This window comes from Neotabrizicola sp. VNH66 (genome assembly GCF_049445895.1).
In the GTDB taxonomy this organism is placed as follows: Bacteria; Pseudomonadota; Alphaproteobacteria; order Rhodobacterales; family Rhodobacteraceae; genus Pseudogemmobacter.
In genome coordinates, this window is the sequence record NZ_JBMSDW010000003.1 from 368,991 (window position 1) to 381,760 (window position 12,770).

12 protein-coding genes are annotated in these 12,770 nt (G+C 67.0%); 10 read left to right on the top strand and 2 right to left on the bottom strand.

All coding sequences use genetic code 11. The features are described 5' to 3' along the window. The first annotated feature begins 467 nt into the window (after positions 1-467). Positions 468-2,798, top strand: a complete 2,331-nt coding sequence (locus tag ACO2Q5_RS06575) for a Tex family protein (RefSeq protein WP_423289141.1) — start codon at positions 468-470, stop codon at positions 2,796-2,798. Between the two features lie 69 nt (positions 2,799-2,867). Here the strand turns inward: ACO2Q5_RS06575 and ACO2Q5_RS06580 are convergent, their stop codons facing one another. Together ACO2Q5_RS06580 and tldD are read right to left on the bottom strand one after the other, a co-directional pair. After that, positions 2,868-3,284: a hypothetical protein gene (locus tag ACO2Q5_RS06580; RefSeq protein WP_423289143.1), complete on the bottom strand. Its 417-nt coding sequence runs from the start codon at positions 3,282-3,284 to the stop codon at positions 2,868-2,870. Next, the gene (gene tldD, locus ACO2Q5_RS06585) at positions 3,281-4,705 is read right to left on the bottom strand and encodes a metalloprotease TldD (protein WP_423289145.1); all 1,425 of its coding nucleotides are present in this window, start codon (positions 4,703-4,705) and stop codon (positions 3,281-3,283) included. Before tldD ends, ACO2Q5_RS06580 begins: the two co-directional genes overlap by 4 nt. A 311-nt stretch (positions 4,706-5,016) precedes the next feature. Between tldD and coxB the strand changes: the two genes are divergently transcribed. The 9 genes from coxB to ACO2Q5_RS06630 all read left to right on the top strand — a co-directional run bounded on the left by coxB (position 5,017) and on the right by ACO2Q5_RS06630 (position 12,588). Next, positions 5,017-5,931, top strand: a complete 915-nt coding sequence (gene coxB, locus ACO2Q5_RS06590) for a cytochrome c oxidase subunit II (protein ID WP_423289147.1) — start codon at positions 5,017-5,019, stop codon at positions 5,929-5,931. Between the two features lie 71 nt (positions 5,932-6,002). Then, complete coding sequence (gene cyoE, locus ACO2Q5_RS06595) at positions 6,003-6,959, top strand: heme o synthase (protein WP_423289149.1); 957 nt, start codon at positions 6,003-6,005, stop codon at positions 6,957-6,959. 1 nt (position 6,960) lies between these two features. Continuing rightward, positions 6,961-7,170 (top strand): hypothetical protein, encoded by a 210-nt coding sequence (locus ACO2Q5_RS06600; RefSeq protein WP_423289151.1) that lies wholly within the window; start codon positions 6,961-6,963, stop codon positions 7,168-7,170. Next, positions 7,167-7,754, top strand: a complete 588-nt coding sequence (locus ACO2Q5_RS06605) for a cytochrome c oxidase assembly protein (protein WP_423289153.1) — start codon at positions 7,167-7,169, stop codon at positions 7,752-7,754. Before ACO2Q5_RS06600 ends, ACO2Q5_RS06605 begins: the two co-directional genes overlap by 4 nt. A gap of 26 nt (positions 7,755-7,780) precedes the next feature. Beyond that, the gene (locus ACO2Q5_RS06610) at positions 7,781-8,596 is read left to right on the top strand and encodes a cytochrome c oxidase subunit 3 (RefSeq protein ID WP_423289155.1); all 816 of its coding nucleotides are present in this window, start codon (positions 7,781-7,783) and stop codon (positions 8,594-8,596) included. Between the two features lie 82 nt (positions 8,597-8,678). Beyond that, the gene (locus ACO2Q5_RS06615; protein WP_423289157.1) at positions 8,679-9,341 is read left to right on the top strand and encodes an SURF1 family protein; all 663 of its coding nucleotides are present in this window, start codon (positions 8,679-8,681) and stop codon (positions 9,339-9,341) included. Between the two features lie 9 nt (positions 9,342-9,350). Continuing rightward, the gene (gene thrC / locus ACO2Q5_RS06620; protein WP_423289159.1) at positions 9,351-10,739 is read left to right on the top strand and encodes a threonine synthase; all 1,389 of its coding nucleotides are present in this window, start codon (positions 9,351-9,353) and stop codon (positions 10,737-10,739) included. Then, a complete protein-coding gene (locus ACO2Q5_RS06625) occupies positions 10,736-11,998 on the top strand; it encodes a M16 family metallopeptidase (protein WP_423289161.1) in 1,263 nt (420 codons plus the stop codon). Before thrC ends, ACO2Q5_RS06625 begins: the two co-directional genes overlap by 4 nt. Continuing rightward, on the top strand, positions 11,998-12,588 hold the full coding sequence (locus ACO2Q5_RS06630; RefSeq protein ID WP_423289258.1) for a GNAT family N-acetyltransferase: 591 nt from the start codon (positions 11,998-12,000) through the stop codon (positions 12,586-12,588). Before ACO2Q5_RS06625 ends, ACO2Q5_RS06630 begins: the two co-directional genes overlap by 1 nt. Positions 12,589-12,770 lie beyond the last annotated feature (182 nt).

A 12,770-nucleotide genomic window follows, 5' to 3' on the forward strand; every position in this document is an offset into this window, starting at 1 on the left:
AGCGCCCGTCGCTTGGACACTGGCACAACACGGCCAACCGCCGTCCGGGTCCGCGGCAGAGAGAGGTGTCGGAAAGGGTGGCGACACTTTGCCGAAATGCGCAAACCGGCTGCGCAAGGCCTTGCCGAGCGACGTTTTGAGGCGGGAACGCAAACAGGATCAACGCGTTACGCGCAAGGTGGATGGGGTGTGCCCGGGTGGTGTCCTGACCGGTCCATCCGCTGTCTGTCCAAGGGGGCGGGGCGGCCGCAGCCGGTGTTTGCCGCGCAAATGCCGGTCACCGCCTTGCTTTCCTGCACTGTCCTGCCTGTCCACGCTGCATAGTGTGGTGCCGCGGGCCCCCCTTCGTTCCGCGACCTGCCCTCGCCCTCCGAACCGCCGCGGATGCGCCCGGATCGCCGGTGCCCTTGCCTCGGGCGCGGGCTTGGCTATGGTCGCCCTCCCGACCGCGCCCGAGGAGGAATCGCATGAGCCTTGCCCGTATCCCCGAGATCATCGCCTCGGACATCGCGGCCCAGCCCCGGCAGGTGATCGCTGCGGTGGAGCTCTTGGACGGTGGCGCGACAGTGCCCTTCATCGCGCGCTACCGCAAGGAAGTGACGGGGGGCCTTGACGACACGCAGCTGCGCAAGCTGGAGGAACGTCTGTCCTATCTGCGTGAGCTGGAGGCCCGGCGCGCGGCCGTGGCGGGAGAGATCACCAGCCAGGGCAAGATGACCGATGATCTGGCCCGCGCAATTGCCGGGGCCGGGACCAAGGCCGAGCTGGAAGACATCTATCTGCCCTACAAGCCGAAGCGCCGCACCAAGGCGATGATCGCGCGCGAGGCGGGGCTTCAGGCGCTGGCCGATGCCATTCTGGCCAACCGCGCGGCGGATCCGCTGGTGCTGGCCGCGGGCTTCGTGACCGAGGGCTTTGCCGATGCCAAGGCGGCGCTGGACGGCGCGCGCGACATTCTGGCCGAGGGGCTGGCCGAGGACGCTGCCCTTCTGGGCCGGTTGCGCGACCATATGCGCAAGGTGGGCCGTCTGGCCGCCAAGGTCGTGGCGGGCAAGGAGCAGGCAGGGGCCAAATTCTCCGATTACTTTGACCATACCGAGACCTGGGCCGATGCGCCCAGCCACCGGGTTCTGGCCATGTTGCGCGGCCGGAATGAGGATATCCTGACGGTTGATCTGGAGGTGGATGCCGACGCCCCCCGCGGCGAAAGCCCGGCCGAACGGGCCTGCGGCGCGGCGCTTGGCGCGGCGGGTCAGGGCGCGGGCGACCGCTGGCTGCGCGAGGCGGCCGCCTGGGCCTGGCGGGTGAAGCTGAAGACCAGCCTGACGCTGGACCTGATGGCGGATCTGCGCGACCGGGCCGAGGCGGAGGCGATCCGCGTCTTCGCCCGCAACCTGAAAGACCTGCTGCTGGCCGCGCCCGCGGGCGGCAAGGCGACGATGGGTCTGGACCCCGGCATCCGCACCGGGGTGAAGGTGGCGGTGGTTGATGGCACCGGAAAGCTGGTGGCGACTGACACTGTTTATCCGTTCCAGCCGAAGAACGATCTGCGCGGCGCGCAGGTGGCGATTGCCAAGCTGATCGGGAACCATGGCGTGAAGCTGATCGCCATCGGCAATGGCACCGCCAGCCGCGAAACCGAGAAGATGGTGGCCGATCTGCTGGCGCTGCTGCCCGCGGGGGAGAACAAGCCCACCAAGGTGGTGGTCAGCGAGGCGGGCGCCAGCGTCTATTCGGCCAGCGAACTGGCGGCGCGCGAGTTTCCGGGGCTGGACGTCTCCCTGCGCGGCGCCGTCTCCATCGCGCGGCGCTTGCAGGACCCCCTGGCCGAGCTGGTGAAGATCGAACCCAAAAGCATCGGCGTCGGCCAGTATCAGCATGACGTGGACCAGCACCGGCTGGCGAAACAGCTGGATGCCGTGGTCGAGGATGCGGTGAACGCCGTGGGGGTGGATCTGAACACCGCCTCCGGCCCGCTGCTGGCGCGGGTTTCCGGCGTGGGGCCGGGACTGGCCGAGAATATCGTCGCGCACCGCGATGCGAACGGCCCCTTCGCCACCCGCCGCGACCTTCTGAAGGTGGCGCGTCTGGGGCCGAAGGCCTTTGAACAGGCGGCTGGCTTTTTGCGGATCACCGGCGGGAAAGAGCCGCTGGATGCCTCCTCCGTCCATCCCGAAGCCTATGATGTGGCGCGGAAGATCGTGGCCGCCTGCGGGCGCGATATCCGCGCGATCATGGGCGACGGCGCGGCGCTGAAGGCGCTGAACCCGGCGTCCTTTGTCGATGAGAAATTCGGCCTGCCCACGGTGAAGGATATCCTGTCCGAACTGGAAAAGCCCGGCCGCGACCCGCGCCCGACCTTCAAGACCGCCACCTTTACCGATGGGGTCGAGGAAATCTCGGATCTGAAGCCCGGCATGGTGCTGGAAGGCACGGTCACCAATGTCGCGGCCTTCGGTGCTTTCGTCGATATCGGCGTGCATCAGGACGGGCTGGTCCATGTCAGCCAGCTGGCCGACCGTTTCGTGTCAGACCCCCATGAGGTGGTGAAGGCGGGTGATGTGGTGCGCGTCACCGTGGTCGAGGTGGATGTGCCGAGGAAGCGCATCGGCCTGACCATGAAAAAGGACGGCGGCACCTCGGCCAAGGCCGCGAAAGAGGAACGCGGGCCGCAGGGCAGGGGACCGCAGGGCGGGCCGAAGGGCGGCGGGCGCGCACCGATGAATGCGGCGCCGAAGGGCGGCGGTTCGGGCGGGAATGCCTTTGCCGATGCGCTGAAGGGCAAGTTTGGGCGCTGAGCGCCCACCTTCTCGTCCGCTTGACGGCGGCATGTCGGGCCGGGCCGCCGTCAGGCAGACAAGAAGCGGTCAGAATGCCATCGGCCGCCACAGCGCCAGCGCGAAACGGTGAAAAGTGGCCATCACCGCGCCAAGGGCCATCAGGACCGGCTCGTGCAAGATGGCGCCGGTCAGCCCGCCCAGCAGGGCACCCAGAATGGCGGCCACCCCTGCGCCATACCAGCCCCGCCGCATCAGAAGCGCCGCCGCCACTGCCAGCGTGGACCAGAAGGGCAATGTCACCAGCGGCGACAGCGTGGCAAAGACGAAGCCCGCGCCCAGCCTGACGAAATCCTCGCCGAAGGTGTCCGGACCGATCTGCCGCAGCACCGTCCAGCCCACGGCCCCGGCCAGCGCCGGGCCGAGGCAAAATCCCAAAGACACCGCCGCCACCGCACGCCAGCCGGTCAGGGCCAGCCCGCCGGGGGTGGAGCGCAGGAAGCTCATCCCGCTTTCGACCCGCCCACGGTCAGCCCGCCGATCATCAGCGTGGGTTGCCCCACGCCGACCGGCACCCATTGCCCGGCCTTGCCGCAATTGCCGATGCCGGGGTCCAGCGCCATGTCATTGCCGATGGCGCGGATTTCGCGCAGGGCGGTGGCGCCGTCGCCGATCAGGGTGGCGCCTTTCAGCGCCTCGCCCACCACGCCGTTCCTGACGCGATAGGCCTCGGTGCAGCTGAACACGAACTTGCCGCTGGTGATGTCCACCTGACCGCCGCCGAAGCCCACGGCCCAGATCCCGTCCTTCAGATCGGCCAGAATGGCCGCGGGATCATCCGGCCCCGCCAGCATATAGGTATTGGTCATCCGCGGCATCGGGATATGGGCAAAGCTCTCGCGCCGCCCGTTCCCGGTGGGGGCCACCCCCATCAGCCGGGCGTTCTGGCGGTCCTGCATATAGCCCGTCAGCACGCCATCCTCGATCAGCACATTGCGGCCCGAGGGCGTGCCCTCATCGTCTATGGTGAGCGAGCCGCGGCGGTCGGGCAGGGTGCCGTCGTCCAGCACGGTCACGCCGCGGGCGGCGATCTGCTGGCCCATCAGCCCGGCAAAGGCGCTGGTCTTCTTGCGGTTGAAATCGCCCTCCAGCCCGTGGCCGATGGCTTCGTGCAACAGGATACCGGGCCAGCCGGGGCCAAGCACCACATCCATCATTCCGGCGGGCGCGGGCACGGCGCCCAGATTGACGCGGGCAATCCGGATCGCCTCGGCCACCATCGGCTTCCAGTGATCCGCCGCCATCAGCCCGGCCAGACCGAACCGCCCGCCGCCGCCCATGCCGCCGCTTTCGCGCCGCCCGTTTTCCTCAAGGATGACCGAGATGTTCAGCCGGGCCATGGGCCGGGTGTCGGTCAGGATACCGCCTTCGGGGCGCAGGATCACCACCTCCTGCAGGCTGGCCGAGACCGCGGCCGAGACCTGTACCACCCGCGGATCGGCGGCGCGGGCAAAGGCGTCGATCTCTTTCAGCAGGTCGATCTTCACCGCAAAGCTGGCATCCGCCATCGGATTTTCCGCGCCATACAGATGGCGGTTGGTGCCGGGCGGGGGCAGGGCCAGCGTGCCGCCGCCATCGCCCACGGCCAGACGCGCCGTTTCCGCCGCACGGCGCAGCGCGGTTTCGCTGATCTCGGTCGAATGGGCATAGCCCGCGACATCGCCCTTCACCGCGCGCAGGCCGAAGCCTTCGGTCGCGTCATAGCTGGCGGTGCGGATGCGACCGTCATCCAGCACAAGGCTTTCGCCGACGCGGCGTTCCAGGAACAACTCGCCATCTTCGGCGCCTGCGGTGGCGGCGCGCAGCACGGACAGGGCGGCGGCCTCGTCCAGATGGGTGTCAAAGGGGCGGAAGGGAGCGTCGGACATCGGAAAACGGCCTTGTGCAAGCGGGTCTCCGGAACCTAGGCGCGCGGCCCTTGCCTTGCAAGCGGTCCCGCCCCCGGGCGTGTCTGCCACCTCTGTCGCACCGCCCGGGTTTCCGCGCCGCGGCAGGGGTGTCGTGCAGATGCAGCACGTCTTTGACACAGATCAACGGGTGCGGCTTTGTCGCACGGGTTTCTCTTGTCGATCCCGTGCCGATGTGGTTTGAGAAGATACGCCAAAGACGGGATTCCGGCCCGACGGGGACGGCGTTCGTGACAAGCGGCAACAAGCCGCAGCTGAAGACGGGAAGAGACATGCGTGGGATGACGTATTTGCGGGGCCTTGCCCTGAGCGGTTTCGTGGCGCTTGCGTCGGGCAGTGCTCTGGCCCAAGGGCTTGAGATTGTCGGCCAGCCGGTGCCCAAGGGGATCGGGTTCCAGCCCGCTTCGAGTGAACTGGCCCATGATCAGCAATGGCTGGATCATATGGTTCTGGTCATCATCTCGATCATCACCGCCTTCGTGCTTGGCCTGCTGCTGATCGTGATCGTGCGCTACAACAGCCGGGCCAATCCCGTGCCGAAGAAATTCACCCACAACACCCCGGTCGAGGTGGCGTGGACCGTCATCCCGATCATCATCCTGATCTTCATCGGTGTCTTCTCGGTGCCGGCGCTGAAGAAGCAGCAGACCTTCCCTGCCGGCGATGTGGTGGTCAAGATCACCGGGAACCAGTGGTACTGGACCTATGAATATCCGAATGAAGGCATCGGCCCCTACGACAGCTATATGATCGGCGGCCTGAACCTGGGCGGCGACGGTCGCTTTAACGAGCAGGTCGAGGCGGATCTGAAGGCGGCGGGCTATTCCAAGGATCAGTGGCTGCTGGCCACCGACACCGCGATGGTGGTTCCGGTCGGCTCCAAGGTGCTGCTGCAGATCACCGGCGCCGATGTGATCCACTCCTGGACCATCCCGGCTTTCGCCGTGAAGCAGGACGCCGTGCCGGGCCGGATCGCCCATGCCTGGTTTGCCGCCGACCGTGAAGGCATCTTCTTCGGCCAGTGCAGCGAACTGTGCGGCAAGGACCATGCCTACATGCCGATCACCGTGAAGGTTGTCTCGCCTGAGGCCTATGCCGCCTGGGTCGAGCAGGCCAAGGGCGGGAATGTCGTGCTGGCGGAGGCTGCGGCGCCCGCCGCACCGACCGCGCTGGCCTCGAACGACTGATCCCAAAGGGATCGGCCAGGCGTTGGCCCTGCCGTCGCGGCGGGGCCATCTGTCCAAGCGAAGGAACGGCGATGAGCGAGATCGGAGCATATCAGCAGTCTGAAACCGGCCCCGGCTTTGGTCCCGGCGAGGCGGGTTTCGGCGATTACGTGCAGCTTCTGAAGCCGCGCGTGATGTCGCTGGTGGTGTTCACCGCGCTGGTGGGTCTGCTGGTCGCGCCGGTGCATCTGCACCCGGTCGAGGCATTCGCCGCCATCCTGTTCATCGCGCTTGGCGCGGGCGCCTCGGGCGCGCTGAACATGTGGTGGGATGCCGATATCGACGCGGTGATGCGCCGGACGCAGGGCCGTCCCGTCCCCTCGGGCCGGGTCCAGCCCGGTGAGGCGCTGGCCATCGGCCTGTCGCTCTCGGGCATCAGCGTGGTCATGCTGGCCCTGGCCACCAACATCATGGCCGGTGCATTGCTGGCCTTCACGATCTTCTTCTATGCCGTGGTCTATACGATGTGGCTGAAGCGCTGGACGCCGCAGAACATCGTGATCGGCGGCGCAGCCGGGGCCTTCCCGCCCATGATCGGCTGGGTTGCGGCCACCGGGCACATCGGGATCGAGGCGGTGCTGATGTTCGCGCTGATCTTCATGTGGACCCCGCCGCATTTCTGGGCGCTGGCCCTGTTCATCAAGAGCGACTACGACAAGGCGCAGGTGCCGATGCTGACCTCGACCCACGGGCGCAAGGTCACGCGGAACCACATTCTGGCCTATACCGTGCTGCTGGCGCCGGTGCCGCTCTGGGCGGCGATGACCTCGATCGGCGGGCCGCTGACGCTGGCGGTGGCGGTGGTGCTGAACGGCTGGTTCCTGATCGGTGCCTTCCGCATCTGGCGCCGGGACGAAATCATGGCCGAGGCGGACGGCTACCGGGTGGAGAAGCGGTTCTTCGCCTTCTCGCTGGCCTATCTGTTCCTGCATTTCCTGGCCTTCCTGGCCGAGGCGGGGCTGCGGCACTGGGGCATGGGGGGCTGGTAAGATGGCACTGAACCCGACACATGAAATGCACAAGCGCCGGTTCGGGCGCAATCTGGGCGTGGCGCTTCTGCTGGGGGCCTTCGTGGCGCTGGTCTTCGCGCTGACGGTCGTCAAGGTGACGCGCGGCGATCCGATGCAGGGCTATGACCATGTGGTCCAGCCCGAAGCGGTGCCGGGCGCGACCGCACCGGCCGAAGGGGGCACGCCATGACCGCGCGCCAGAACCGCACCGCGCTGAAGCTGGTGGGCGTCGTCGTCACCATGGGGGCCTTGTCCTTTGCGGCGGTGCCTTTCTATGACTGGTTCTGCCGGGTCACCGGCTATGGCGGCACCGTCTCGGTCGCGGCGCAGGCGCCGGATACCGTGCTGGACCGCACGATCAAGATCCGCTTCGACGCCTCGCTGGAGGCGGGGATGCCGTGGAAATTCACCCCCACGCAGCGCGAGATGGACATCCGCATCGGCGAGAACGGGCTGGCCTTCTATGAGGCCTATAACCCGACCGACCGGGTGATCGCCGGCACGGCGAGCTATAATGTGGCCCCCGATGTGGCGGGCTATTATTTCACCAAGATCCACTGCTTCTGCTTTGAACAGCAGGTGCTGCAGCCCGGTGAGCGGGTCAGCATGCCGGTCAGCTTTTATGTCGATCCCTCGATCATGGACGACATCGACGGCCGCGAGGTCGAGGCGATCACGCTGAGCTACACCTTCCATGTGACGGACCTGCCGAAAGAGCAGGCCGCACTTGCCGAACAAGGGGGCGCCGCTCCGGCCGCGCCCGCCGCGAACTGAGAGAGAACGAGGGAACCGAAACGGCCATGGCCCACGCAAAGAACCACGACTATCACGTCCTGCCACCGTCGATCTGGCCCTTCCTTGGCGCGGTCGGCGCGTTCATCATGCTGTTCGGCGCCGTGCTCTGGGTGTCGCCCAACCATGCCAATCCGCAGCCCTGGATGTTCCTTGTCGGGCTGGCGATCGTGCTTTACGTCATGTTCGCATGGTGGTCGGATGTGGTGCATGAAGGCCAGACCGGCGATCATACCCCGGTCGTCCGCATCGGCCTGCGCTACGGCTTCATCCTGTTCATCATGTCCGAAGTCATGTTCTTCGTGGCGTGGTTCTGGACCTTCTTCAAGCACCGCATGTATCCGATGGGGCCGGACAGCCCCTGGGTGGACGGTGTCTGGCCGCCGGCCGGGATCGAAACCTTCGACCCCTGGCACCTGCCGCTGATCAACACGCTGATCCTGCTGCTTTCCGGTTGCGCCGTGACCTGGGCCCACCATGCGCTGGTGCATGAGAACAACCGCAAGGACCTGATCAACGGCCTGACCATCGGTATCGTTCTGGGGGTGATCTTCACCGGCCTGCAGGCCTATGAATACAGCCATGCGGCCTTTGGCTTCTCGGGCAACATCTATGGCGCGTCCTTCTTCATGGCGACCGGCTTCCACGGTTTCCACGTCATCGTCGGCACGATCTTCCTGTTCGTCTGCCTGATGCGGGCGCTGAAGGGCCATTTCACCCCGTCGCACCACACCGGCTTTGAGGCTGCGGCCTGGTACTGGCACTTCGTGGACGTGGTCTGGCTGTTCCTGTTCTTCGCCATCTATGTCTGGGGTGAAGGCTGATATCAGCCCCTTGACGATCCCACCCGCGCGGGCCCAAGTGGCCCGCGCTTTCCATTCTGCGCCTTCACATGCCGGGGGGACCATGCGGCAGATCCTGTTCCTTGTCGTCTGCGCGGCCGGTCTGGCCGTCCTTCTGTCATTGGGTGTCTGGCAGCTCCGGCGGCTGGAGTGGAAAGAGGGCCTGATCGCGCAGGCCGAGGCGATGATCGCGCAGGCCCCGGTGCCGCTGCCCGCCGCGCCGGATCCGGCCCATGACCGCTATCGCGCCGTCACGGTGGAGGGGCGGTTCACCGGCGAGGAAACCTATGTCCTGACCTCGACCCGTGAGCGGGGACCGGGCTTTCTGATCATTGCCGCGTTTGAAACCGAAGACGGCCGCCGCATCCTGATCGACCGCGGCTATGTGCCCGAGACGGCGAAGACCACGCCGCGCCGGGGGCATGGGGCCACGGTGACCGGCAATCTGAACTGGCCGGACGACATCACCTCTTCGACCCCGGCGCATGACGAGAAGACCGACATCTGGTTCGGGCGCGATCTGGCGGGGATGGCGGCGCAGCTGAAGACCGATCCGGTTCTGGTCATCGCCCGCGCCGATACCGGCGACGGCATCACGCCGATGCCCGCCACCGCAGCCTTTCGCAACGATCATCTCGGCTATGCGGTGACATGGTTCGGGCTTGCGGCGGTCTGGGCGGGGATGACACTTGGGTATCTGTGGCGTATCAGACGGCGGACGGTCTGAGGGGGATTCATGCGGTATATCTCGACACGGGGGCAGGCGCCCGCTCTGGGCTTCGGCGAGGCGATGATGACGGGGCTGGCCCGCGACGGCGGGCTTTATGTCCCCGAGACGGTGCCGGTGCTGACCGCCGCTGAAATCGCCGCCTGGCGGGGCCTGTCTTACGAAGATCTGGCCTTCAAAGTGGTGCGCCCTTTCGTGGCCGGGTTCTTCGACGATGCCGAGCTGAAGCGGCTGATCGCGCAGGCCTATGCGGGCTTTGGCCACATCGCCCGCGCGCCTCTGGTCCAGCTGGGCCCGGATCACTTCCTGATGGAGCTGTTCCACGGCCCGACGCTGGCCTTCAAGGATTTCGCCATGCAGCTGATCGGTCAGCTGATGCAGGCGGCGCTGGCCCGGACGGGAGAGCGGATCACGATTGTCGGCGCCACCAGCGGTGACACCGGATCGGCCGCGATCGAGGCGTTCCGCGGCCTGTCCAATGTGGATGTGGTGATCCTGTTCCCGCATGGCCGCGTCAGCGAGGTGCAGCGCCGCCAGATGACCACGCCGTCCGAGGCGAATGTCCATGCGCTGGCGATGGAGGGCGATTTCGACGATTGCCAGTCGCGGCTGAAGGATATGTTCAATGATTTCGCCTTCCGTGACCGGGTCCGGCTGGCGGGGGTGAACAGCATCAACTGGGCGCGGGTTCTGGCACAGGTGGTCTATTACTTCCACGCAGGCCTTTCGGTCGGCGCGCCGGACCGGCCGGTCAGTTTCACCGTGCCCACCGGCAATTTCGGTGACATCTTCGCAGGCTATATCGCGCAGAAGATGGGCCTGCCCATCGACCGGCTGGTGATCGCCACGAACCAGAACGACATTCTGGATCGTGCGCTGAAGACCGGCGAATACCGGACCACCGGTGTCGTGCCGTCGATCAGCCCTTCGATGGATATTCAGGTCTCGTCCAACTTCGAACGCGCGCTGTTCGATGCCCTGGACCGTGACGGCGCGGCGGTGCAGGCGCTGATGGACAGCCTGAAGCAATCGGGCAGCTTCACCATTCCCGCGCCCGCACTGGCGAAGCTGCGGGCGACCTTCCTCTCGGGCCGCGCGTCGGAGGAGGAGACCGCCGACACTATCGCCCGCCTCTGGCGCGAGACGGGTGAGCTGCTGTGCCCGCATTCCGCCGTGGGTGTGAAGGTCGCGCAGGAACACGCGGGCCAGGGGATGATGGTCACGCTGGCCACCGCCCATCCGGCCAAGTTCCCCGATGCGGTGGAACGCGCCACCGGCCTGCGCCCCGGCCTGCCGCCCCGCATGGCCGACCTCTTCGACCGGCCCGAGCGGGTGACCTGCGTGCCGAACGATCTGGCCGCGTTGCAATCGCTTATCCTTGAAAGGACCGGGCTGTGAGCACCACCCGCATTCACCGTCTGGCGAACGGCTTCCGCATCGTGACCGAACATATGCCGGGGCTGAAATCGGCCTCTGTCGGGCTGTGGGTGGGCGCGGGCGGCCGGCATGAGCGCGCCGCCGAAAACGGCATCGCGCATTTTCTGGAACATATGGCGTTCAAGGGCACGGCCCGGCGCAGCGCACTGCAGATCGCCGAAGAGATCGAGGATGTGGGCGGCTATATCAACGCCTATACCTCGCGCGAGATGACGGCCTATTACGCGCGCTGCCTGTCGGCCGATGTGCCGCGCGCGCTGGACGTGATTTCCGACATCGTGCTGAACCCCGCCTTCCACGACGGCGATATCGAGACAGAGCGGCATGTCATCCTGCAGGAGATCGGGCAGGCCAATGACACGCCCGATGACATCATCTTCGACTGGCTGCATGAGGCGGCCTATCCCGGTCAGGCCTTTGGCCGCACCATCCTTGGGCCGGAGGACCGCGTGGGCGGCTTCTCCGCGCCGGATTTCCGCGCCTTCGTCAGCCACCATTATGGGCCGGACCGGATGATCCTGTCCGCGGCGGGTGGGGTGGATCACGATGCGATCGTGAAACAGGCCGAGGCGATCTTCGGCGGCCTGTCGCCGGTGGGGCTGCGGGTGGCGGATCCCGCCCGGTTCCTGACCGGCGAACGGCGCGAGGTGAAGGATCTGGAGCAGGCGCATTTCGCCCTGAACCTAGAGGCGCCGGGCTACCGCGATCCCGCGGTCTATACCGCGCAGATCTGGTCCATGGCCGTGGGTGGCGGCATGTCCAGCCGGCTGTTCCAGAAGATCCGGGAAGAGCGGGGCCTGTGCTATTCGATCTATGCCCAAAGCGCCGCCTATGACGACACCGGCCATGTGACGATCTACGCCGGCACCTCCGGCGAGGAGATCGGGGAACTGGCACAGCTCACCATCGAAGAACTGCGCCGCGCCGCCGATGACATGAGCGAGGCCGAGGTGGCCCGCGCCAAGGCGCAGATCACCGCGGGCATGATGATGGGGCTGGAAAGCCCGTCCTCGCGTGCCGAACGAAATGCGCGGCTGCTGTCGATCTGGGACCGCGTGCCCGATCTGGACGAGGCGGTGGCCCGGATCGAGGCGGTGAATGTCGCGGGCGTGCGCGACTGGGGCGCACAGGTCCTGTCGGCGCAGACCGCGCTGGCCGTCTATGGCCCGGTCGAGGCCGCCCCCGGCGTGGAGGCGATCCGCGAGGCGCTGTCGGCGTGATGCTGGGCCTTGCGCGGCGTGTCCGGATCGAAACCGCGCGGCTGACGCTGCGCCTGCCCCAGCATGAGGACTGGCGGCAATGGTCCGACCTGCGCGCCGCCAGCGCCGATTTCCTGACCCCGTGGGAGCCGGTCTGGTCCGAGGGGCACCTGTCGCGCCGCAGCTTTGCCGCGCGGGTCTACTGGGCCAAACGGGCGGAGGCGCAGGGCACGGCCTTGCCGCTTCTGCTGATCCGGCGCGAGGATCAGCGGCTTCTCGGCGCCATCACTTTGGACAACATCCGCCGCGGCCCCTCGCAGGCCGCCACCGTGGGCTACTGGATCGGTGCGCCTTTCGCCCGCGCAGGTCATATGCGCGAAGCGCTGCAGGCGGTGGCGCACCATGCCTTCACCCGGCTGGATCTCAGCCGGATCGAAGCCGCCTGCCTCCCGGAAAACGCACCCTCGCGCGGGCTGCTGGAAAAATGCGGCTTCAAATACGAAGGCGTGGCGCAGGCCTATCTGCAGATCAACGGCCGCTGGCGCAACCATGTGCTTTACGCCAGCCTGCGCCCCGACCGCCGCGGCCGAACGGATGTCGGCCCCGCCTGACGGTGACCGTTCCGTCCCGCCGCCTCGTCGCGCGGGGGCTGTCTGCCCCCGCACCCCCGAGGATATTTGGACCAATGTGAAAGTCCGTCCGGGAAGGGTTTGTGCCTTTCACAATGGTCCAAATATCCCGGGGGAGTCCTCCGCAGGAGGACGGGGGGCAGCGCCCCCTTTTGCGGCAGAGC

Excerpts from the sequence above, each read along its gene's own strand:
- ACO2Q5_RS06575 (WP_423289141.1), top strand. The coding sequence starts at position 468 with ATGAGCCTTGCCCGTATCCCCGAGATCATCGCCTCGGACATCGCGGCC.
- ACO2Q5_RS06580 (WP_423289143.1), bottom strand. The coding sequence starts at position 3,284 with ATGAGCTTCCTGCGCTCCACCCCCGGCGGGCTGGCCCTGACCGGCTGG.
- tldD (WP_423289145.1), bottom strand. The coding sequence starts at position 4,705 with ATGTCCGACGCTCCCTTCCGCCCCTTTGACACCCATCTGGACGAGGCC.
- coxB (WP_423289147.1), top strand. The coding sequence starts at position 5,017 with ATGCGTGGGATGACGTATTTGCGGGGCCTTGCCCTGAGCGGTTTCGTG.
- cyoE (WP_423289149.1), top strand. The coding sequence starts at position 6,003 with ATGAGCGAGATCGGAGCATATCAGCAGTCTGAAACCGGCCCCGGCTTT.
- ACO2Q5_RS06600 (WP_423289151.1), top strand. The coding sequence starts at position 6,961 with ATGGCACTGAACCCGACACATGAAATGCACAAGCGCCGGTTCGGGCGC.
- ACO2Q5_RS06605 (WP_423289153.1), top strand. The coding sequence starts at position 7,167 with ATGACCGCGCGCCAGAACCGCACCGCGCTGAAGCTGGTGGGCGTCGTC.
- ACO2Q5_RS06610 (WP_423289155.1), top strand. The coding sequence starts at position 7,781 with ATGGCCCACGCAAAGAACCACGACTATCACGTCCTGCCACCGTCGATC.
- ACO2Q5_RS06615 (WP_423289157.1), top strand. The coding sequence starts at position 8,679 with ATGCGGCAGATCCTGTTCCTTGTCGTCTGCGCGGCCGGTCTGGCCGTC.
- thrC (WP_423289159.1), top strand. The coding sequence starts at position 9,351 with ATGCGGTATATCTCGACACGGGGGCAGGCGCCCGCTCTGGGCTTCGGC.
- ACO2Q5_RS06630 (WP_423289258.1), top strand. The coding sequence starts at position 11,998 with ATGCTGGGCCTTGCGCGGCGTGTCCGGATCGAAACCGCGCGGCTGACG.